Source organism: Micromonospora globbae (genome assembly GCF_003610785.1).
Taxonomy (GTDB): domain Bacteria; phylum Actinomycetota; class Actinomycetes; order Mycobacteriales; family Micromonosporaceae; genus Micromonospora; species Micromonospora globbae.
Genome location: NZ_RAQQ01000002.1, coordinates 1 through 22981 on the forward strand (window position 1 = coordinate 1; position 22981 = coordinate 22981).

The following is a 22981-nucleotide window of genomic DNA, read 5'->3' on the forward strand; positions in this document are numbered from 1 at the left end:
TCGACCCTCGCCGACCGGCACTCTGACCTGGTCAGCGGGGAGGTATCTGGCCATCCACGGGGAGATCCCTGGCCACCAGCGGGGCGACATATGGCCGCCTACGGGGAGTATTCACTGGCCGCCGACACAGCCGATCGCCGAGTTGCCGGTGCGTGATGTCTTCGCCTTCGGCCGGTCGTGGCACACGATCGCGGAATCGCTGCCGCTCGACGACGCAGGAGGTTTTGACGCGGGGAGTTCGATGTACCGCTCGACGGCTGCTGGTCGTAAGGTACGCGTCCACACCCTCCCCTCCGGCCAACGGCTCATCGTCGTGTGGCAGCCCGGGTACGCCGGGCCGCCGAGTGCCGAGGAGACGGCGTTGCTCCGCGATGCGCTCATCGGCGTGGAGCCCGGATCCGAACGCGAGACCCCGCCTCGTGCCCGAGCGGAAGCGCCCGGCGAGCGGTTGCTCACCCAGGTGCAGGCGGCGCCATGACCATCACGAGCGACACCACCGCCACGGCACGGCGGATCGGCGAACTCGATCAGTACATGGCTCAGCACGTCCTGTCGCCGTCGGGTGAGTTCGTCTGCCGGATGCTCGGCAGTTGCCAGCGAAGTGTCCTCAGCCGAAACCGGAGTTCTCAAGCGGGCGCCTCCTTCACCGCCGGACAGTTGTCGCATGTCGGCCACCACTACGACCTGCTGGTCAACGGCCGTCCGGCGCGCACCCTGGTCATCGCCATGGAGACCGGACGGGCGCGAGCGGGCGTGACGCTGAAGGAGCGCCACGCCGAGGTGATGAAGTCGGCGAGCCTGACCTTCGGAGCGCGAAACCCGCACATGCGCGGTGTCACGAACGCCTTGCGGCTGGCCGTTGGCCGTGATCCCGGAGCCGACCGAGAGGGCGAGCACCTTCGCCTCGACGGCACCCGTGCTCCGGTGCACCTCTTCGACGCCTACGCCATGGCCAACATGCGGTTGTGCTCCGCGGTCGTCACCGGGACCAGCAAATCGCTGGGCAACCCGACGATGAGCCGGAACTGCACGCCGCACATGGCTGCCACGATCCAGATCCTCGAGCCAACCCTCTGCATCGTGCAGGGCGTCGAGGTCTACAAGGCGCTCACCGCGCTCATGACCCGTCGCCGGCAGGTGGCACCGCACCTCGAGCGGGCGCGGATATCGGGCGTTGACACGCTCGTTGCCGCCTTCACCCATCCGTCCGCAATGAGGTTGACCGACCACTGGGGGCGGCTGACCAGCGCGCCGTACTTGTATGAAACCGTCGCGCCGACGATCAGGACCGCACACCAGTTGCTCAGCGGGGACGCCGAGCATCGGCGGCCCGCGCCGGGGCCGTGATCCCGGGCGCTGCCGTTGGCTACCAGCCCGGGTAGCGGTCCCACCAGTGCGGATCGGCCGCGTCACCGTAGCCGCTGCCGGAAGGGCCGTCGACGAACTCGGTGAGCAGGTCTTGCGCCAGGACGTCGGCGACCCACACCAGCTCCATCCTGGATACGAGGTCAACGGGGAGTGCATCTACGCCGTGCGCTGCGCCGAGGAACGCCCCGGCGGTAGCGGCGACGTGCATGCCGTGCGGAACGGACGCGGCAAACATCAGGGCATCGCGTAGCTGCGCGCGGTCGGGAAACGAGAGAGCCACGTAGACGGCTCCGGCCAGGGCCGATGCGGCGCGAGCATCCGGCGCGAGCTGCGCCAGGACCTTGGCCTGACGTGGGTGGTCCCGTCCGGCGTGTATGGCCGACGAGAGTGGTAACCCGGTCATGACCCGCACGAGCGACTGGCACTCCCGCTGCGCCAGCTCCGCCGACTTCAGCACGTCCTGGCGCTTGGCGAGGTTCGCGATCACGGTGACGCCCAGGGCCGCGGCATCAGCCGCCTCTTGGCCATGTGTCGTGGACGCCACCTCTGCCGCGAACCGTCCGGGTTGCGGGCCCCACCATTCCACGAGACCGGCAGGGAGGGTGCGAGTGAGCCCGTGCGCCCCGACGCTGGTCCACTCGCTGTCTTCGGCGCCCCAGTTCGGTTGGCTCTGCAACGCGGAGACCGTGGCGGGCGCGGACCCGCGTCGAACCGTCAGCACTGGCACCTGAGCGAGCCAGCCGTCCGGCCAGCCCTCCTCCTTCCAACGCTTGATCCCTGGGATGCCCTGCATCGCCGCCCACCTCGCGTAGGCGTGTCGCACCACGCTGGGCGGATGGCAGATGCCTTTGTGAGTCCCTCGGATGTTGGCGCGGATGATGCCCTCGATGGTGAAGCAGGCGAGCTGACCGGCGCTTGTGGCCCGAAGGGGTCCGCTGGCCGGCACCTTGCCGCCGGTCGCGCCGATTGCGTCACCGAGCATCAGCCCGAGCACGCAGCCCCGAGCGGTTGCGAGCTGCTCTGCCGTCACCCTGGTCATCCCGGGAAGCATAGAGGTGAGTGACACGAGGGCGGCTCGGCGCCGGGGCGCTGGCGGCCGGGCGGAGGCCGGCGAGCTGGACGTAGATCTCGCGCTTGGCGGTCGCCGCGCCGCGACGGTTGAGCACGTAGCCGGTCAGCCAGATCCATCCGGGGTACGTCTGCCGGTCCGACACCGAGACGACGCGGAAGGCCAGGGCGCGGTCGCCGGCGAACTGCACCGAGGCGCGACCGTCGATCCGCAGCAGGTCACCGGGCTGGGGCCGCACCGCTACCAGTACCCCTCGTTGGGCCGGCACTCCCGGGCGTGCATGGTCTGCCAGTCGCGCAGCGCCCGCTTGATCCGGTCGTTCTCCTCAGCGAGCAGCCGTACCGTCTCGTTGAGCGCCGCCAGCTCGTCGGCCACGCGCGCCTGGAACTCGCGTACCTCGATCGGGTCGACACCGCGCCGGCATGCGGCGAACTCGCGGGTGCGCACCTCGTGCGGCGTCAGCCGACCGGGATATCCGGCGGGGTAGGGCCGACCACCTCGATACACCTGAGCCACGACGATCCTCTCCACGGGCACGCGAGACCGCGACGGGTCCCGCTGGTGGGCGCTGGGCAGGGCGGGTCGTCCGCGCGGGGGCCGCGGACGACCCGCCCGCTCCGCCGCCGCAGCTCTCTTCAGCGGTACGACAGCTGAGCAGTCCGGTCGGTCGGGACGGGCACACACCCGCCCCGACCAGGGGGATGCCTCTGCTCCTTGTTGCCACGCAAGGGGAGAGGCGGTCTTCAACTTAGCTGTCCCAGCCATCTGAGTCAAACGAAGAGTTGTTGCGGGGTGTCGTTGCGTGATCGAATTGGCGTGCCACGCAGGGGGAGTCATGCCGATTACTGCCGACTACATCCGCATCGCCGACGAGATCGTCGCCGACATCCGGGCGAACAAGCTCAAGCCAGGGGACAAGCTGCCCTCGATTGCGCAACTCGCCGCGATGTACAAGGTCAGCCCGTCGACCGTGAAGCAGACCTATGTGCGGCTTGAGGCGCTGCGCGTGATCTGGCGTCACCAGGGCAAGGGCATCTTCGTGAATGACCCGAAGCTCTGGATGCGGGAACCGTAGGTAGCGACCCGGCGACGGAATCAGGCCTTACGGGTACCTGTGCCCGTTCGGCGGGGCGACTAGAGTCTTCGCGTGATCGACCGGAAGTTGCTGCTGTCCGACCTGCAGAAGCAGGTCAAGAACCTGGAGAAGGACCTGCGGGAGCAGGCCGAGTCGGTCGAGGAGGTGCGCCTCAAGCTGCGTGGCGAGTACGACCACGCCTTCAAGGTCGGGCGTACCGCCGCCACCTGGGCGGCCTGGCGCGACGAGCGGGTGACGCAGGTCGCCGTCGCGTGGGTGCTCGGCACCGTCTTCGTACGCTTCTGCGAGGACAACGGCCTGCTGCCCGACCCCTACCTCGCCGGGCCGGGGGATCGGCTGGTGCTGGCCGAGGAGGCCGAGGCGCAGTTCTTCCGGGAACACCCCGACAAGACCCTGCGGGATTGGCTGCACCAGGGCTTCGACGCCATCGCCAGCACCCAGGCAGGCAAGTCGCTCTTCGACAAGCGGCACAACCCGCTCTACCAGATCCCGCTGTCCCACGACGAGGCCAAGAATCTGATCGCCTTCTGGCGCCGGCGCACCGAGCAGGGCGACCTGGTGCACAAGTTCCGCGACGAACTGTGGGACACCCGCTTCCTCGGCGACCTCTACCAGGATCTCTCCGAGGCGGCCCGCAAGACCTATGCGCTGCTCCAGACGCCGGAGTTCGTCGAGGAGTTCATCCTCGACCTGACCCTCACCCCGGCCATTGATGAGTTCGGCCACGACGTCGTGAAGATGATCGATCCGACCTGCGGCTCGGGTCACTTCGTCCTCGGCGCCTTCGAGCGCTTGTTGAAGGAGTGGGAGCGGCACGCCCCGAACCGTGACCCCCACGAGCGGGTACGCCTCGCCCTCGACGCCGTCCACGGCGTCGACATCAACCCGTTCGCCGTAGCCATCGCCCGCTTCCGCCTCCTGGTCGCTGCCCTCCGCGCCAGCGGCGTCAAGACCCTCGCCGACTCGGCCGGCTACGTCTTCCCGATGCACCTGGCGGTCGGCGATTCACTCATCAAGGACCGACAGCTTCTGCTGTTCTTTGACGAGTTGGCCGACCTGCAGTACAGCACCGAGGACCTGCAGGAACACGTCGGCATCCTGGAGGGCGGCCGGTACCACGTCGTTGTCGGCAACCCGCCGTACATCACCGTCAAGGACAAGGCGCTCAACGAGCTATATCGTGGGATCTACAGCGCGTGCGCCGGCACCTATGCCTTGTCAGTGCCCTTTGCGCAGCGATTCTTCGAGTTGGCGCGGCGGTCAGGCTCAGATGGCAGGGGTGGCGGCTTCGTCGGCCAAATCACGGCTAACTCTTTCATGAAGCGTGGATTCGGAAAGAAGCTGATTGAAGAGTTCTTTATCGAAAACGTTGAGCTGAGCCACGTCGTGGACACCTCAGGAGCCTATATCCCAGGGCATGGCACTCCGACGGTAATCCTTGCGGGCCGTCCTAGCTCGGGGCCCCGTTCTGATGTCGTTCGCGTTGCTCTCAGCGTGCGCGGCGAGCCAGGCGCTCCTGACGAACCGGGCAGCGGTGTAGTCTGGCAGGCTATCGTTCGCCAAATCAACGACCCGGGCTCGCACTCGGAATGGCTTGATGTAGTCGATATGCCGAGAGAACGTCTTGCCCGCCACCCATGGAGTCTCTCCGGTGGCGGCGCGGACGGGGTCCGCACCGCCATCGAAGCAGCTCCTGAGCTGCTTGTGTCTAGGATCGACCCGCCTGTAGGACGCGCAGTGCGCGTCGGGTCTGATGACGCGTTCAACCGTCCGCGGCCCATTTCTCTGGCTCCCGGAACTGACCTCAGCCGTCTTCGTCCAATCGTGCAAGGCGAGGTGGTTCGGGACTGGTCGATGCACGAGATGCTCTTGACGTGGTATCCCTACGAAGATGGGCGGGTCAAGCCGGGGCTTGAAAACGAACTTTGGCTGCTGAGGACGCCGCTAGCTGCTCGTCGGACGTTCCAGGGAACTATGGCGGATGCCGGACGGCAGTGGTGGGAGTACATGCAGCACACTGCGTCTGCTTACACGACAAGGCTGTCGATCACCTTCCCCAACGTGGTCACTCACAACCACTTTGTGCTGGACAGGGGTGGGAAGGTCTTCGATGCGCACGCGCCGGTGATCAAGTTGCCGGAGGGGGCGTCGGAGGACGATCACCTGCGGCTGCTCGGGGTGCTTAACAGTTCGACCGCCTGCTTCTGGCTCAAGCAGGTCAGCCACGACAAGGGCATCCGTGGCGAGGGCGGAGGATTTACTCCTGATGACTGGGAACGGTTCTACGAGTTCACGGGTACCAAGCTGCAGGAGTTTCCGCTGCCGTCCGCGTACCCCCTTGAACTGAGCCGGGAGATCGACGGGCTGGCGCAGCAGCTCGCCACGGTGACCCCGGCGGCGGTCGCGGCCTCCGGCGTGCCCACCCGCGAACGGCTCTACGCCGCGGAGCGGGAGTGGCACTCGATCCGGGCGCGGATGATCGCGTTGCAGGAGGAGTTGGACTGGCAGGTCTACTCGCTCTACGGGCTGCTGGACGAGGAGTTGACCGCCCCGGCCGGCTCGGTGCCGGAGGTGAAGCTGGGTGAGCGGGCGTTCGAGATCGTGCTGGCCCGCAAGATGCGCGACGAGGGCCTGGAGACGCAGTGGTTCGCCCGGCACGGGTCGACGCCGATCACGGAGCTGCCGGCGCACTGGTCGGACGAGTACCGGGCGGTGGTGGAGCGGCGGATCGCGGTCATCGAGAGCAACCGCAACATCGGGCTGATCGAGCGGCCGGAGTGCAAGCGACGCTGGGCCAGCGAGGGCTGGGACGCGATGCAGGCGAAGGCGCTGCGCGACTGGCTGCTGGATCGGTGCGAGGCGCGGGAGCTGTGGTACCACCACGTCGACGGTCTCGAACAGCCGCGCCCGTTGACCACCGCCCAGCTCGCCGACGAGCTGCGCCGCGACGATGACGTGCTGACCGTCGCCGGCATCTACGCGCCCGGTAAGGATCTCGGCAAGGTGATCGCCGACCTGGTCGCCGACGAGCATGTGCCGCACCTGGCCGCGCTGCGCTACAAGGAATCCGGCCTGAGTAAGCGGGCCGACTGGGAGCACGTGTGGGACCTGCAGCGGCAGGAGGACGCACTGCCCGACGAGGCGGCGAAGCGGGAGTTCCGCAAGCAGATCCCGGTGCCGCCGAAGTACACGTCGGCGGACTTCCTCAAGGGCAGCTACTGGAAGCACCGCGGCAAGCTCGACGTGCCCAAGGAACGGTTCATCTCGTACCCGGGTGCCAGCCGCGACGGTGACCCGTCGCTGCTGGTCGGCTGGGCCGGCTGGGACCACCGCGAACAGGCCCAGGCCCTCGCCACCCTGATCGTCGCCCGCGAGCAGGAGGACGGCTGGGCCGCCGACCGGCTGCTGCCGCTCGTCGCGGGGCTGCGCGAGATCCTTCCCTGGGTACGCCAGTGGCACGGCGAGTTCGATCCGGAGTGGGGCGCATCGCCGGCGGACATCTACGACGGCTTCCTCGCCGAGACCACCAACCGGCTGCACCTCACCGACGAGGTGCTCACCTCCTGGCGCCCGCCGAAGGCCACCCGCGGCCGCAAGGCTAAGGCATAGCAACACGTTGGACCTCCTCACCCTGAGGCCGGTCTTCTGGCCGGCCGGGATGAAGGGAGCGGCAGCAGTGGGAGACATCCCGGCCGGCTGGCACATCAGGGAGATGCTTCCCGTCCGGGGGCGACTGCAGCAGTACCGGCTTCAGTCAGCGGTGACGTTCCGTTGTCGCCGCTGCGGCCGGGACACGACGACACAGACAGTCGCCACCCTTGAATGGGACTGGTCAGCCCCGATGTGCGAGGGCTGCCATGCCGAACTGTCAAAGACCCCGCACGCCGAACCCATCCGGCCGATCGTCCCCGAGCCGTGGAAGCCGTCCGTTGCAGAGCCGCGGGAACCCACGCCGATCAGTGCTAAGCCGGAGAAACGAGAGGGCTGGCGTAGCGCACCGGGCATCCTCCGCGGGAACTTCACACAGCTCGCCATCATCCTGCGGGACCGGGCCGCCGGGGCGAAGCTGAAGCCCGAGGAGCGACGGACGCTCAGAGTTCTTGAGGACGAGCCCATCTTTCCGGTGGCACTGCGCTATGCGGAACTGCTCGACGAGGGCGAAGCCATGGTGGCCCGGCACAGCGGACGCGGTGCGCCCAAAATTGTCAGGGCATTGACCCAGCAACGCATCGCCGCTGTTCGCTCGTTCGAAAACCGCTACCGGCAACGGGTCGCCCACGTCCGAAGAACGAGCAGCGTACCGGACCGGTTGAGCACGCTGATCGTGCGGGAGATCGCCAGAGAGAAGTACGACCGGGCACTCGCCTCCGTGCTGCGGCAACGAGGCCTGCGTCCCGATGCCATCAGCGTCCCCGCCGTTCGCCTCTGGTCCTGGCTCACCGCGGCGACCGGCGACCGGACGTCCGGCGATGAGGCTCTGCCCCCCGCGGTACGTCGGCTTCTGCGTATGCACGACACGGCCTTCATGCAGGCCGTCATAGCCGACGCGAAGGTAACTCAGCCTGACGCCGCCTTTGAACATCCCGCAGTTGTGGAGCGCTGGGCGGCGAGCACTGGCGAGGTCGAGTCTCAGCTCAGGTCTGCCCGCGACCGGTGTGACCGGGCGCTGCGTGGGAAGTTGTCGAAGGGACAGCGAGCCAAGGAGATCGGCAGACTGCGGGCTGCCGCCCGCGCATACGCAATGGCGTCGGCGCGCAACCTGATGGCTGACTTCGCGCTGAAGTCCCTCCGGCTGGAGGTGCTGCAACAGTACGGGCAGGAACGATTCCAGCAATTCCGTATCGCCATCCTGAAGGAGGCGACGGAGATGGTTTATCGGACCGAGCCGGCGTTGGCATCCGAGGTGGCGCGGGCCAGCGCGGAGCACCGGAGGTCCTGTCCGCGGTGGTCCGCGCGCAACCCCTGTTTGACGTGCGCGCCGCAGGTGGCGGCCGTCGTTCGGGAGCGTCTGTCCGCACGGGCGAGCGCGGGCGCGGGCGACACGCACAAGGAGGCCTCCAAGCCCCGAGAGGTCGAAGTCGGGGAGGTCACCGCGACCACCTGTAGCGGCGGACCGGATTCCTTCACCTGCCGCGACCTGGGCCGGCAACTGTCGGCGAACCTCGGAAGGATGGTCGGTGTCACCGAGCCGCGGTATGACAGTGAAACGGGACGCTTCGGTTATGGCTGGGTGACCGAGCACGGGGAGTGGGGCGCCGGCGAAGGTCAGGCCGCCAACGTGCATGACGCGTGGCTGCAGGCAGTATGTCGCACGGCTCTGGATCTCGGCGGTGAGGTGTCGCGCGTCCACGTCCTCTGTAGCGACCAGCGAGCAGCCTCCGTGGTGAACCACGTCGTGAAGGTCGAGTTCGTCGCCGAGGCACTGGGATTTCCGGTCACTGAGCAAACCCGCAAGCTGCTGACGCGGCTGCTTCAGAGTCGCGGCAAGGTGTCGGCCTCGGCTAGCGGCTGCCAGGAGCGCCATCGCGGTGCAGACGCGGCAGGGCAACTCGCTGACCTCGCGATCCGCGCTGGCGAGGCCGGCGGAACGGACGCGATCAAGGCTGCAGGGAAGAAGATCGCGGAGGAGTTCCGCAGGCTGGCAGAGACGACCAGCGCGCAGTCGCCGGAGGACGGCGGCGGGGCCTCTTGGATCCCGGGTGGGTTCGACAAGGGGGAGCTCCGATGGCGGGGCGCGTTGCGTCAGGTCCACCTCACGAACGGCTGGACCGAACTCCCCGACGGGCTGAAGGCCACCGTCGAGGACAGGCAACGCCTTCGCCTGGTCGTTGACCATCCCCGTCGAGGGTCATCCCCCGTTCAGACCGAGAGCGAGGTGCTGCTTCGACGTACCGGCCGACGGTGGGAACTGCACGGGGTGAGCTGGCCCCGCGGAATGCTCCCGGGAACCCTGGTCACCTACCGCTGGCGCCCGAGTGAGCGCCGGATCAGGGCGAGCACCGAACTGCTGCCCCAGCCGGAGCGGATTGATGAGCTGACCTACCGGCACCGTTACGACATACGGGTTGTCACCAGGGAAAACGCGCCCGGGGTGAAACCGGGCGTGCAAGACCACGATCTGTCAGATTCCGCCTGGGTGATGCGCACGCTGCGGATTCTGGGTCACCTCAGTGCGGACGGTAGCGCGATCCTGGCTGAGGAAGCGCTGGTGCGCAACTGCTTGGAGCTGGGCATGCCGCAGAAGCGGGTCCCACGCATCCATCCCGCCGTCGAGCGGCTGGTGAAAGAACAGCGCATCGGACGAATATCAGGCAGCCTTGACGGCAGCGGTCAGCCAAGTTATCCACCCCGGCGGGGAGAAACGCGCGTCCGACTTCTGCGCTACGCGCCGCGATTGGAGCGCATCGCTCCGCCCCCACCCAGGCATGCGCAATCGCAGTGCACCGGCCGCGAGCACGTGGTGAACGGCTTCGTGCGTCGCCTCCCGGCCGGACGGCAGGCGTCCGACGAACAGAAAGAACTGCATCAGGAGGCGATCCGCGCCAAGCAGGTGGTGAACCGCCCGCTGCCCGACGGCCACACGTTCGTGCGCTCGCATCGCCGCAAGGGGTGAGCCGGCAGTCACGGTGACATGGGGGTCCGGCCGACACACACGAGATCAGCGATGATGGCAGGGCGGGCGTGACTCACTTCGGACGATCAACAAGGCGTAGGACCGCAAATCGACCAAGACCCGATGCCCCGACCGGGAGCCTCGCCTGCGTTGTCCTACCTCTGCACGATCTCGTTGTCCAGCCGGACCGTGAACCACCTGGCCGATCGCATCAGCCACCACCGCAACGAGCGCCGATCCAGGTGGCGGCGCCTCGACGCGGGAAACACCAGCACCACGGCGTGAACGTGCAGGTCATTGCCGATGCCGCCGGCCGCCTCGTCTGGGCTTCGCCGATGAGGGCTACCAAGGAGCCCGCGGCAGCGTGTACGCACCGTTCAAGCGGCACCGCTTCCGGGCGAAGTTGTCACGCCGGCAGAAGGCCGTGAACCGTGCCCACGCGAAGATCCCGTGCCCGGTCGCAACCCCTTCGCGTGCGCCAAACTACGCATCCCGTTCACCCGTGATCACGTGTCGCAGCGGGTAGCCGGGCGGTGGCGTCCTGCAGCGGGAGGGCGCGCTGGCGAGGGTGATGACGGTCTGGATGCCGTCGGTGCTCAGGCAGCTTGAACCAGACCAGCTGCGGCGGGAGGCGAAAGATGGGTGGGCCCCCGCGGCACGCCCGGTCGCCGGGGCTGCCTGACCGACGCCCTGAAGGTCACCCCGGCGGTCGGGTTCACCCTCGCCGAGGACCTGACCAGTAGCCATCGCGCCCGGGTGGAGCCGGTGCGGCACTCCAGCACCGACAAGGGCGGCGTGCTCGACGTGTGTCCGAAACCGCCGCGATGCTCACCGTCGCCAGGGGAGCTGGACAAGCTACCCGGCCGCGAGCAGCGTGTCGCCTGGGGCCTGGCGCCGCTGGACGGCGACTACGACCAGGTGCTCATCGACTGTCCGCCTCACCCTGGACGTCGTCACCCTCGTCAGCCTGGCGAGAAGCTACCTCAGTGGACCTGGCCATAGTTGAAATGCCTCCCACTGAGCTGGCACCCACGTCGGTCACGGCTTTCACTGAATCGGTGAAGAATCACGCAGACGGCGAGCTACTTCGAGCCGCGCCGCTGCTGAGCCCGACCCCCGATGACAGCGTCACACTGATTTACGCGGATTCCGCGGAGTTTCAGTAACGGCCCGGGATGGTGCGTAGCGAAGATCGCCTACCCGCCAAGTGGAAGCAGCAGCGACGTCTGTGCGGAGGCCACCGCAGGCGTTTCGCCGACGCCGTGCCACTCCTCGGAGAGCTCATCCCGCGTACCCCGACGAACCAGGCAGACCGGACGGTGGACGGTCGGTTCGGCTGACCACCTTGGACCTTTTCTCGGATGGACGGTCACGGCATCGCTCGGTAACGTTGCGGCTCTGTCGCTGCGAGGAGGCTTCGGGCGCCGAAGCTCAAGGGCGTCAACGATTGAGTTTCGAGGTGCGCTGTGCCGTTCCCGGTAATTCTGGTGGCCGTCGCCGCAGGTACGACGGCGGTCAACTTAATCGGAAACAAGATCATCGAGAACCAGGCAAAGAAGAGGATCGAAGGCATAAAGGCCCAGCACGATGACGAGTACGCGAAGCACCGGGCCGCCGCTGAGTCCACCACTGAGAAGTTGAGAAGACTGGGCGAGTGTCAACAGTCAGCCCTCGACAGTGTGATGCCCCGAATGAAGGCCTTCGCAGACCGGAACGAGCGCCAGTTGCGGATGCGTGGACGCCAAATCATTGAGAACGGCGAGGCGCCCGAACAGCGCGAGATCGACGCATCTCCCGAGGTCTCGGGACCTGGCGAAATTTCGACCGCGATGGCGGGTATCGCATCGGCTGCCGCCGGAAATGGCCTTAGTGCTGCCGCCTACACGACCGTAGCGAAGGTGGCCACAGCATCTACCGGAACTGCGATCAACGCCTTGAGCGGCGCAGCGGCAAAAAACGCAACTCTTGCGGCGATTGGAGGTGGCGCTAAGGCTGCAGGGGGCGGGGGTATCGCAGCAGGCGCACTCCGGCTCAACATCATCACGGCGGTCCCGGCAGTCGCGCTCAGCGTCGGCTTGATGATCAAGTCGAAGTCTGACGCCGACAAGGCAGTCGCCAAGTACGAGGCGGACGTCAAGACGGCAATCGCCAAATACCACCACCAGAACGAACTACTTCGCGGCGTTGATCAGCGGGTCGACGAGATGCAAACCGTGTTGGCCGACCTCGTGAGGTGCGCAGGGGAAACGATTGACCGCCTGGAGCAGGCTGAGCGCGAGCCCGGCGGGTTCGACCTCGACAACGATGATCATGCCCACCGTCTCCAAGCGGCGCTCCTCGTCGTGAAGGGCGTCGGCGACGTCAGCGCCGCGCCCGTCGTGAATCCAGATCTGACGCTCGACCCCAGTGGTGAATTCCTCGTGATCAAGTACCGCAACTACGACCCGGAGCGCGACAATGCCTGACGCCCGTCGGAAGACCATCGTCGAAGGGGTCGGCTGGGCGGCCACGACAGCGGACGCCGCCCAGTACCTCATGGCAATTGTCGGCGTCGCCAAGGGCATCGACGCGAACATGACCGAGCGCGCCCGAATCGCAGCGGACCGCGACAAGGAGATCGCCCGAATCGGCGCCGCGAGTCAGGGCTTGCGGGACTATCTGGATCGCGTCTTTGCCGAGCGCCGCGAACTGCACCAGGGCTTCTTCACGAGGCTCGACAAGGCTATCGAGGACGGCGACCCAGAGACCATTCGTGCATGCGTCACCGGGATCGTCGAGGTCGCCAAGCACTCGCCCCTCAATGACATCGTGGAACTGCGCTCCGTCTGGGCGGACCCGAACGCAGTGATCGAGATCTAGCATCGATGATGCAGGAAATGCGACCATCTACGTCAGGCCGGATTATCCGCTGAAGCACCTGGTGGAGCAGGCCAACCGACGAGTCTGCGCGATCCCGATTTCGTCGCTGCGTTCTCCCAGGTCGTCCGCCGCGGTCGATGATGGATAAATCTATGAACCCACGGAGTTGGTCGCTCAGTGGTCAAAACTGGTTCCTCGTCCTGCACCACGTCGAAGCCAACCGCTACGCAGGATGAAAAGGGATCAATTGGGTAGATCTGTCAAGGGAGAAGGGCTGGCCTCGATGTCTCGCGCTTCACGCCGGCTCGTTCGACCCGACCCATCGTCGTCGATCGCCGCAGTCGCGCTTCCGAGTATGGTGAATGGCCGCCTCTCGCGGCGGCGGGGCGTGCTCTCCTGAGGGTTGTCGGGGCAACGGCGTATGGGCTAGACGGGGGCGAGATGGCCGTGATCCGTCGAATGCTGTGGTGCTAGCGCGCCGGTCGCATCGTGACTCCATCCGCGGGCCCTACTCGGCATCAGGCATTGGACAGTTGCCGCGATGGTGTGGCACCGAGGCTCCTCGATAAGGTGGCCCTCGATGACCGCGGGGGGATGGTGACGTGGCAACGCCGGGCAGCGTGTTCTGTGTAGAGGGCCAATGGGACGATAATCTTGCTGAGCGTGGGTCGGTGCTACCAACACTGGAGATGCTGGAGTGCCTGGGGCGGATCCGCTACATCCATCGCGACGTCGCCACACCCGACGAGCTGCGCTACTACCTCGACCAGTGGCTGTCCCGCAAGTACGCCGCCTACAACGTCGGCATCTTTGCGATAGACGGCTCACCCGGCGAGTTGCGTCTGTCCAACCGACACCAACTGAAACTGGCGGAGGTGGCGAGCTGGCTACAGGGCCGGTGCGACGGCAAGCGGCTCTACTTTGACTCCGGCTCGATCCTCCGGATCTCCGATGCCTCGCTTGCTGAGATCCTGGAGGAAACCGGCGCATCGATGGTCTGTGGCTTTACCAGGACCATCGACTGGGTCGAGTCCGCCGCCTTCGACACGGTTCTCATCGACCGGCTTGCCAACGGCCAGAAGGTCAACAGCGTCGGGCAGCTGGTGGGGTCCGCCCGATGGGCGGCCTTGACGGAGCATCTCGGCTTTCGCGTGAGGTGCCGGAGCGGCGCGGCTGCGCGGATTCCGGGAATGAGACGGCCGGAGTCCGGTGTGCCGGCATGAATGGCGGACGGGCGAGCAGCGAGTCGAGGGTGCCCACCTGAGGCTGCCGGGACGACGAGCCGTCGGCTGTCGTACCAATGCGTTTCGCTTGAGCACGGGTCGTCATCTCATGCGCCCATCAAGTGGGATCAGGATGAAGGCAGCGGACGGGAGGAGGCGGCGTGGACATGGAGGACTGTGCGGTGGCCGACGCAGGGCGGCTGGCGGCTTTCGTGGAGGAGGTGCTCGGACCTCCGCGGACATGGCCACCGCTACCGCCGGGCTACCCTGACGGCCTGGCGCTCGCTGTCATCGACGCCATATGGTCCGTGGGCGTCCGGTACAAGGCGGTCGAAAATGTCGTCTACCGCTATCGCAGATCCCGGCGCGAGGCGGGTGGTGATCCTAACCGGGATGGGGTCTCCGAGCTGCTCCAGCACTACGGGAAGGCTGGTGGGCCCGAGACGTTCGCGGAGCGTGTGAACAACCGGCAGAGGGTGTCGACGCATCCGGGCGCCGTACTGAAGGCGGAGGCGGTCTACCAGGCGGCCCTGGGCCTACAGGCGGCGGGGATCGAGACGTGCGAGGAGTTGCGCGCGGCGGCGACCGGCTCCGACGCAGCGCGGGTCAAGAGCCTATGGCTGGCGGTGCCGGGGCAGGGTTCGGCTATCTCCTGGCGCTATTTGCTGATGCTGGTCGGCCTGCCCGGTGTGAAGCCGGACCGCATGATCCGCCGATTCGTTGCCCGGGCGCTCGGTCACTCGGGCGTCGCTCCAGACACTGCCGTCTGCCTCGTGGAGAAGGCCGCGGAACTCCTCGACGTGTCGCCGACGTCGCTGGATCACGAAATTTGGCGACACGAGCGCAGGAGGCGGCCTCGTCGTCCTGATGTCGCTGAGTAATGCCGAACGAGGCGCCGCGACCCGCCACCAGCGGATAACGCGGGAGAGGAGCGATCGGTACGGTAAGGACCATGTCTTCGCCCAGCCCTGCCCCGCTGCTCCGGGAGTACATCGACATCCCGGAGCGCACGAGCGTGAGCGACTTCGTGCTCAAGCTCTCCGACAGTGTCGCCGACGCCGACGCCACCCTCCGCGACTATGTCGTCACGGACCGACTGCTGGCGAACTTCGACGAGGCGCTCGGGCTGATCCGCTCCGCGGTCGAGGGGCACGCCTCCAAGGCCGCGTACCTGCACGGCTCCTTCGGCTCCGGCAAGTCGCACTTCATGGCGGTGCTGCACGCGCTGCTGCGGGGCGAGCCGGCGGCCCGCGGGCGGGACGAACTGGCCCCGCTGGTCGCCAAGCACAGTGTCTGGCTGGACGGGCGGAAGTTCCTGCTCATCCCGTACCACCTGCTCGATGCCCGCTCGCTGGAGCAACGGGTGCTCGGCGGCTACGTCGACCGGGTACGGGCGCTGCACCCCGACGCGCCGATCCCCGCGGTGCACCGCACCGACGCGCTGCTGGAGCAGGCCGCCGCGCTGCGTGAGAAGATCGGCGACGCCCAGTTCATCGCCGGCCTGCCGGGCGGCGACGTCGAGGACGAATGGGGCGAGACCGAGGCATTCTGGACGCCGGAGCGGCTCGACGAGGCGTTCGCCGGGGCGTACTCCGACGAACTGCGTCGCAAGCTCGTCAACGACCTGCTGACCAGCTGGAACAAGGGCTTCTTCAGCAACGCGCGGGAGGACGCGGAGGCGTTCATCTCCCTGGACCGGGGCCTCACCGAGATCAGCCGGCACGCCAAGGAACTCGGCTACCACGGCCTGATCCTCTTCCTCGACGAGCTGATCCTCTGGCTTGCCAACTCGATCGGCGACCAGCAGTTCGTCTCCCGCGAGATCCAGAAGATCACCAACTTCGTCGAGGGCGGCGACACCCGCCGCCCTATCCCGATCGTCAGCTTCATCGCCCGGCAGCGTGACCTGCGCGAGCTGGTCGGGGAGGAGGTCGTCGGCGCGAACGAGCTGAGCTACCAGGACACCCTCAACCTGGCCAGCGGCCGGTTCGACGTGATCAAGTTGGAGGACCGCAACCTTCCGGAGATCGCCCGCCGTCGCCTGCTCAAGCCCCGCGACGCCGCGGCCGCCGAGGCGATCTCGCGCGCCTTCGACGCCACCACGAAGGTACGCCGGGAGGTCTTCGACACCCTGCTCGGGACGGACGCCGGTCGCGGTGCCGACATCGACGCCTTCCGGTCGACGTACCCGTTCAGCCCGGCCTTCATCTCGACCCTCGTGCACGTCTCCAGCGCGTTGCAGCGATCCCGCACCGCGCTCAAGCTCATGCGGCAGCTTCTCGTCGACCGCCGGGAAACTCTGCGGCTGGGGCAGCTCGTCCCGCTCGGTGACCTCTACGACGTCATCAGCAGCGGCGGCGACCAGCCCTTCACCGAGAAGCTCAAGGCCGAGTTCGAGATGGCCCAGAAGCTGTACGAGCTGAAGCTGCGCCCGTACCTGCTCGGCCAGTACGGCCTCACCGAGGACGACCTCGACGCGGCCCGACGTGGTGACCCCATACCCGCGGAGGCCGCCGGGCGGGTCCGCGCCTTCACCGGCGACGACCGGCTCATGAAGACCCTGCTGCTCGCCGCCCTGGCGCCCAGCGTGCCCGCCCTGCGGAACCTCACCGCGCGCCGGCTCTCGGCTCTCAACCACGGCAGCATCACCAGCCCGATCCCAGGAGGCGAGGTCGCGCAGGTCGCGCGGAAGCTCGCCGACTGGGCGGGCCAGTTCGCCGAGATCCGCATCGGGGAGGGCGACGACCCGGTGGTGTCGCTGGAGCTGGTCGGTGTCGACGTCGACAGCGTCCTCGCCACGGCGAAGCACTACGACAACGAGGGCGCCCGCAAGCACATCGTGCAACGGCTGCTCTGGCAGCAGCTCGGCGTGCCGTGGAGCGACTCGTTCTTTGCCGAGGCGGGGCTCACCTGGCGGGGCAGCCGACGCATGATCGAGTTGGTGTACGGCAACGTCCGCGACCGCAACGACATCCGCGACGAGGCGTTCCACCCCGACGCCCCCGACGGCTGGCGACTGATCATCGACTATCCGTTCGACGACGGCAGCCACGGGCCGGCCGACGACCGGCAGCGCGTGCAGGAGCTGCTGAGCAGAACCAACGCCCGGACGGTGTGTTGGATCCCGGCCGCCCTGACCGTCGAGCGCCGCAACGAGCTGGGCAAGCTCGTCATCATCGACAAGCTTCTCGAAGGGCAGCGCTTCGACAGCCACGCCGAGCACCTCAACCCGGACGACCGGCGGCGGGCGCACGGCGCGCTCACGAACCAGCGCAGCGCCCTCCTGGCCAAGATGCAGGGCGTCCTGCGCCAGGCGTACGGGTTGGCCGCGAAGCACGCGACCGACGTGCAACTCGGCTTCGACGATCACCTCCAGTCGCTGACCCGGGCACTGGAGCCGAAACTCCCGATGGGCGCCACCTTCAACGACGCGCTGCAGACCATCGGCGACCAGATGCTCACCCAGCAGTACCCGGCCCACCCCGACTTCGACCCGGACCGCAAGGGCGACCCCGTACGGCTGCAGGACGTCAAGGTCGTGCTCGACTACGTCCGGCGCGCCGTCGAGTCGCAGGAAGGGCGCGTCGAGGTCGACCGGGCGCACCGCCACACCATGCGACGGATCGCCAACCCGTTGCGGCTCGGGACGATGCACGAGGCGGCCTTCGTCATCGAGGGGGAGTGGGTCCAGCACTTCCACCAGAAGGCGGCGAGCGAGGGCATCACCGGCGAGCTGCGGGTGGCCGACCTGCTGCGCTGGATCGACGAGCCGAAGGCACGCGGCCTCGACCCGATCGTCGCGCACCTCGTCGTGACGACCTTCGCCGAGCAGACCGACCGCGCCTTCTACCTGCACGGCAGCCAGGTGACGCCGGCACCGGAACCCGGCAAGATCACCGCTGACCACACCCTGCGCGAGGAGAGCCTGCCCAGCGAGGAGGACTGGGACCGCGCGCGGGCACGGGCCGCCGCGATCTTCGGCTTCCAGCCGCTCGCCCTGCGCCGCGGCCGGCTGGTAGCGCTCTTCGGGCGGGACCTGAGCAGCCAGGCGAGCCGGCACCGGGACGCCGCCCACACTCTGGTGAGCCGGCTCGAACAGCACGCGGTTCGGCTGGGACTCGACCGGGAGAGCGGCCGGCTCGCCACCGCACGTGCCGCCGCGGACCTGCTCGACGCGCTGACGACCGCGCGGTCGGCCAAGGATGCGATCGAGCGGCTGGCGAGGGCAGAACTGTCCGGACCGGCCGACCGTACCGGCAGGAGCATCACCAGTGCCGCCGACGTGTCCGCGGCGCTCGTGGCCGCGCCCTGGGATACCTTCGAGATCGTCGCCGGCCTGCCAGAGCCGCACGCGAGTGAGGCCGAGACGGTGCTCGCGGATCTCCGCCGAACCGCGCAGGCCGACGAACTGACGGCACCGCTCGCCCCGGCCCTGCGACGTGCCCAGACCGACGCCACCACGTTGCTACGGCGAGCCACCCGCAAGCCCGAGTTCGTCGAGCCGCGGAAGCGCGACGATGACACGCCTCAGATCGTCGTTCCCTCCCGGACCGGCCCGGAAAACCGTGATGCGCGGGAGGGCGGCGAGCAGCCGCACGGCCGGGTTGCGGTCCGTGGTGAGAAGCTTGAGGCGGCGGTGGCGCGACTGCGCGCCTTCGCCAGCGACCATCCTGACGCCACCATCGAGGTGACCTGGAGAATCGTGCCGTGACACAGGCACCCGCGGTCTCGCAGGCGTTGCGGATTAGCCCCGCGGCGCTCGCCCAGAAGGTGGCGCAGCAGCTCGACCGGCATCGCAACGGTGACCCGTACCCCGTCATGGTGGTCGGCGCGGAGCCGGAGTGGCCGCACGACCCTGTACTGCTGCTGCCCGGCGGGCGGCAGGCCCGTGTCGTGCCGTGCGTGTCGCCGCTCGCCGTCTGGGAGCACCTCGTCGCGGAGCGTCGCGACGAGGTGCTCGTGCTGCTCACCGACATCCCCGAGTCCGCCCTCGGCCACGGGGTGCGTAGCCGGATCTTCCGGCAGCAGGTGATCGGCATCGAGCCGTGGGGACTGGTCGTCGACGCCTTCGGCGCTCAGGTGCCGGACACGGCGCTCGAGAGTGAGCGGTGGGCCGGACAGGCCCTGCTCGACGCGATGCCGCCCGGTGGTTGGCCCAGGCTCACCACGAGGGTGCTGACCCGCGACGTCGCCCTGCGCCATCTGGCCTCCGTCCGGCTCGGTCTGCATCGGTGGGGAGCCGGCGCCGACGATCTGGACGTGACCGCGCTGCTGCGGTGGAGCGTCGAACCGGGGGCGATCGAGGCGTTCGACCTGCTCCGGCAGGAGGAGCGGGACGGCCTGGTGCGCTGGCTCGTCGAGCAGTTCGGCCGGCCGGCCCGGGCGCTCTTCGCGCTCGTCGACGCCGGGCGGGGCGCGGACGCGTTGCCGTTGGGTCTGGTCTGTGACGCGCTGTGGACCAGCGACAATCCGGACGCCGTGCGCGCCCAGGGCCGCATCGACCAGTACTTCGGCAAGCTCGACGACGATGCCGCCGTCCGCGCGTTGGCTGAGGTGGCCGTGCAGGTCGTCGGCGCGTTGCTGGCCGACCGGGACGCAGATCTCCGGCGCCAGGGGCACGCCGTCCTCGATCGAGCCGAGCAGTTGCTCGTGCTGTTCAACGCGGTCGGCAGCGCGAGCCACAGCCGGATCCTGCGTACGGGATTCACCCGGCGGTTGAGCGACGCGGCGGCCGCGCTTGTCGCCGGCCTGGCCGATCCCGGCGATCCGGCGCTGGAGACGGCGGTCGACAACCTGGCGGGGCACCGGCTGGCCGAGGCGGAGAACGAACGGGTACGACGGGTGCGGATGGCCCAGCGGCTCGTCCGGTGGCTCGGCACTCCGGTCGAGCCCCCCGCGAGCGTGGCCGACGGTGTGCAGCGGCAGATCGCCGAGTGGGGCTGGGTCGACCTGGCGTTGAACCACGTCTGGGCCGGCGAGGATGTCCATCCCGAGTTGCAGCGGGCCTTCCGCTCCGTTCACGACCGTGCGCAGCAACGGCGTCGGGACCTCGACGCCGCCTTCGCCAACCGCCTGGTGGCCTGGGCCGCCGCCGGGCCGGGTAACGACGGCGAACTGCTGACCGTCGAGAACCTTCTCCCTCGCGTCATCGACCCGCTGGTCCGCGCGCACCGACCGGTGCTGCTGGTCGTGCTGGACGGCATGAGTGCGGCGGTGGCCGTCGAACTCGCCGACGAATTGTCCCAGCACTGGGTCGAGTACGACCCGCTGGCTCGGAAGGGAACCGGCCGCCGCCGGGGCATCGCGGCCGCCCTGCCCACCCTGACGGCAGTGTCCCGGACCTCGCTCTTCGCCGGCGCGCTGCGTGCCGGCACTCAGGCCACCGAGCAGCAGGTGTTCAAGCAGGGGCGGTGGGGCGACGACGCCCAGATCTTTCACAAGGGCCCCGCCCGGGGTGGGGCAGGAGAGGTGATCTCCGGTGACCTCACCGACGCACTGGCCGGTCCGGCGCGTCTGGTCGCCGTGGTGATCAACACGGTGGATGACTCACTGGCCCACGGCCGCGAGGGCCAAGAGGCCGGCTGGCAGCTCAACGATCTCGGCGCCCTGCGTAGCCTGCTGGACCTCGCCCGGAACGCAGGCCGGGCCGTCGTGATCACCAGCGACCACGGGCACGTGCTCGAGCGCGGCGGCGAGCACCTCAAGGCCGCCGACGCCGCCTCCGCCCGCCATCGCACCGGCCCGGGCCCTGCCGGGCCCGGGGAGGTCGAGCTGAGCGGCCCGCGCGTCGTTGCCGAGGAGAAGCGGATCATCGCGCTCTGGGACCCCCTGCGGCGCTACCGCCCCAGCAAGGCCGGCTACCACGGTGGAGCCTCGTTGGCCGAGGTGACCATCCCGCTCCTGGCGTACCTGCCGCCCTACGCCGACGATGTGCCACAGGACTGGGCGCCGGTCGAGAACCGCCCGCCCGAGTGGTGGGCGGCGAGCGCACCTGCCGTCACGGTCGCACCCGCCCCGGTGTCCCCCAGCAAGCCACGCCGGAAGGCGCCGGTCGTCGCGGGCGAGGCGCTGTTCGACATCCCCGACATGCCGCCGGCGCCGGGAGCGACATCCGCGGCAGGCGGCGGTGACCTGGTGAAGACCCTGCTCGACACCGATCTCTTCAAGGCGCAGCACAGCCTCACTCCGCGCAAGGTCGACGCCAGGAAGATCGAAGCGGCTCTGCGGGCGCTCCTCGAGGCGAAGGGCGTGCTGTCGGCGGCCGTGCTGGCGCAGCGGGCCGGGGAACTGCCGGCCCGCGCGGTCGGCTTCGTGAGCACACTGCAGAGGATCTTCAACGTCGACAACTATCCCGTGCTGTCGCTGATCGACGACGCCCGCACCGTCCGGCTGGACATCGCGCTGTTGCGGACCCAGTTCAACCTGCCGGACGGTCTGGCGTGAGCGGCGTCAGCCCAGCCCGGCGCCGTGAGGTCATCGACGCCTTGCGACGGGGCGCCGTGCCCTCGGCAGGGTTGGACCTGTTCGCCGTGGGCCTGGACCGGTTCGTGACCTCGGTGAGTGAGGATCTCGACGCCATCTCCGCCGGCGGTTCGGTGTTCAAGGCCGTTCGCGGCGAGTACGGGTCCGGCAAGACCTTCTTCACGCGGTGGCTGGCCGAGCGGGCGAAGCGGGCGAACCTCGCCACCGCCGAGGTGCAGATCTCCGAGAACGAGACGCCGCTGCACAAGCTGGAAACCGTCTACCGGCGGCTGACCGAGCGCCTGACCACCGCCACCTTCCCCCCGAGCGCCCTGCGGCCCGTCGTCGACGGCTGGTTCTACGCCTTGGAAGAGGACGTCCTCGCCGCGGGAGACGTCACACCGGACGACGCCGCGGCGCTGGATCGCGCCGTGGGGACGCTGCTGGACCAACGGCTCGCGGCGGTCAGTCGCAGTGCGCCGGCCTTCGCAGCAGCGCTGCGGGGCTACCGGACCGCCGGCCTCGACGGCGATTCGGCGACGGCGGAGGCGGTGCTCGCCTGGCTCGGCGGTCAACCGCACGTCGCCGCCTCGGCCCGCCGGGTGGCCGGCGTACGGGGCGATCTCGATCATTTCGCGGCGCTCAGCTTCCTGCAGGGGCTTCTCGTGGTGCTGCGCGACAGCGGTCACCCCGGCCTGCTGCTGGTCCTCGACGAGGTGGAGACGCTGCAGCGGGTCCGTTCCGATGCGCGGGACAAGGCGCTCAACGCCCTGCGCCAGCTCATCGACGAGGTGCACTCCGGCCGGTTCCCCGGGCTCTACCTCGTCATCACCGGCACCCCGGCCTTCTACGACGGCCCGCAGGGTGTCCAGCGACTCGCCCCGCTCGCGCAGCGGCTCGCGGTCGACTTCACCACCGACCCCCGGTTCGACAACCCCCGCGCCGTGCAGATCCGGCTCCCCGGCTTCACCGTCGATTCGCTTGTGGAACTGGGCGGCCGGGTCCGGGACCTCTACGCGGACGGTTCCGCGGCTGCAGACCGTGTGCGCGAGCTGGTCGATGACGCGTACCTCGGTGATCTGGCCCGGGCCGTTGCGGGCGGGCTCGGGGGCAAGGTCGGGGTGGCACCGCGGCTGTTCCTCAAGAAGCTCGTGGGGGAGGTGCTCGACCGCGTCGACCAGTTCCCCGAGTTCGACCCCCGCCAGCACTACGCGCTCACCCTCTCTGCGGCGGAGATGACGGACGTGGAACGCAACGCGAGCAGGGCTGACGAGATTTCGCTCGACCTGTAG

At 68.5% G+C, this 22981-nt stretch carries 15 protein-coding genes and 1 pseudogene; 13 read left to right on the top strand and 3 right to left on the bottom strand.

What is annotated here, in order from left to right; genetic code table 11:
• Together D7I43_RS02420 and D7I43_RS02425 are read left to right on the top strand one after the other, a co-directional pair.
• A partial coding sequence (locus D7I43_RS02420; RefSeq protein WP_204985143.1) for a hypothetical protein occupies positions 1-478 on the top strand: 478 nt, incomplete at its 5' end.
• On the top strand, positions 475-1347 hold the full coding sequence (locus D7I43_RS02425; RefSeq protein WP_120326718.1) for a hypothetical protein: 873 nt from the start codon (positions 475-477) through the stop codon (positions 1345-1347). The genes D7I43_RS02420 and D7I43_RS02425, both read left to right, overlap by 4 nt.
• Positions 1348-1366: 19 nt before the next feature.
• On the opposite strand, the gene D7I43_RS02430 is transcribed toward D7I43_RS02425, so the two are convergent.
• From D7I43_RS02430 to D7I43_RS02440, 3 genes are read right to left on the bottom strand one after another with little or no spacing between them, the layout of a single operon-like run.
• Positions 1367-2407, bottom strand: a complete 1041-nt coding sequence (locus tag D7I43_RS02430) for an ADP-ribosylglycohydrolase family protein (RefSeq protein ID WP_204985144.1) — start codon at positions 2405-2407, stop codon at positions 1367-1369.
• A complete protein-coding gene (locus D7I43_RS33410; RefSeq protein ID WP_240032770.1) occupies positions 2340-2675 on the bottom strand; it encodes a hypothetical protein in 336 nt (111 codons plus the stop codon). Before D7I43_RS33410 ends, D7I43_RS02430 begins: the two co-directional genes overlap by 68 nt.
• Before the next feature lie 2 nt (positions 2676-2677).
• Positions 2678-2953 (bottom strand): DivIVA domain-containing protein, encoded by a 276-nt coding sequence (locus tag D7I43_RS02440; RefSeq protein ID WP_240032771.1) that lies wholly within the window; start codon positions 2951-2953, stop codon positions 2678-2680.
• Between the two features lie 319 nt (positions 2954-3272).
• Here D7I43_RS02440 and D7I43_RS02445 point away from each other — a divergent pair, with 319 nt between their 5' ends.
• From D7I43_RS02445 to brxD, 11 genes and pseudogenes are all read left to right on the top strand, one after another.
• Positions 3273-3512, top strand: a complete 240-nt coding sequence (locus D7I43_RS02445; RefSeq protein ID WP_120326721.1) for a winged helix-turn-helix domain-containing protein — start codon at positions 3273-3275, stop codon at positions 3510-3512.
• 72 nt (positions 3513-3584) lie between these two features.
• A complete protein-coding gene (gene pglX, locus D7I43_RS02450) occupies positions 3585-7142 on the top strand; it encodes a BREX-2 system adenine-specific DNA-methyltransferase PglX (protein ID WP_120326722.1) in 3558 nt (1185 codons plus the stop codon).
• A 67-nt stretch (positions 7143-7209) separates the two neighbouring features.
• Positions 7210-10146, top strand: a complete 2937-nt coding sequence (locus tag D7I43_RS02455; protein ID WP_120326723.1) for a hypothetical protein — start codon at positions 7210-7212, stop codon at positions 10144-10146.
• Positions 10147-10406: 260 nt separating this feature from the next.
• A pseudogene (locus D7I43_RS34300) lies at positions 10407-10594 on the top strand (IS5/IS1182 family transposase); the annotation flags it as partial.
• Positions 10595-11612: 1018 nt separating this feature from the next.
• On the top strand, positions 11613-12611 hold the full coding sequence (locus D7I43_RS02465; RefSeq protein WP_120326724.1) for a hypothetical protein: 999 nt from the start codon (positions 11613-11615) through the stop codon (positions 12609-12611).
• Positions 12604-13005, top strand: coding sequence for a hypothetical protein (locus D7I43_RS02470; RefSeq protein ID WP_120326725.1), 402 nt, complete (start codon positions 12604-12606; stop codon positions 13003-13005). The genes D7I43_RS02465 and D7I43_RS02470 overlap by 8 nt, the downstream gene beginning before the upstream one ends.
• Before the next feature lie 620 nt (positions 13006-13625).
• Positions 13626-14228, top strand: coding sequence for a DUF6642 family protein (locus D7I43_RS02475; protein WP_420870181.1), 603 nt, complete (start codon positions 13626-13628; stop codon positions 14226-14228).
• Between the two features lie 161 nt (positions 14229-14389).
• The gene (locus tag D7I43_RS02480) at positions 14390-15109 is read left to right on the top strand and encodes a hypothetical protein (RefSeq protein ID WP_120326727.1); all 720 of its coding nucleotides are present in this window, start codon (positions 14390-14392) and stop codon (positions 15107-15109) included.
• 71 nt (positions 15110-15180) lie between these two features.
• The gene (pglY, locus tag D7I43_RS02485; RefSeq protein WP_120326728.1) at positions 15181-18939 is read left to right on the top strand and encodes a BREX-2 system ATPase PglY; all 3759 of its coding nucleotides are present in this window, start codon (positions 15181-15183) and stop codon (positions 18937-18939) included.
• Entirely contained in the window at positions 18936-21671 is a 2736-nt protein-coding gene (gene pglZ / locus D7I43_RS02490; RefSeq protein WP_147427222.1) for a BREX-2 system phosphatase PglZ, read from the top strand. The genes pglY and pglZ overlap by 4 nt, the downstream gene beginning before the upstream one ends.
• Positions 21668-22981, top strand: coding sequence for a BREX system ATP-binding protein BrxD (gene brxD, locus D7I43_RS02495; protein WP_120326730.1), 1314 nt, complete (start codon positions 21668-21670; stop codon positions 22979-22981). Before pglZ ends, brxD begins: the two co-directional genes overlap by 4 nt.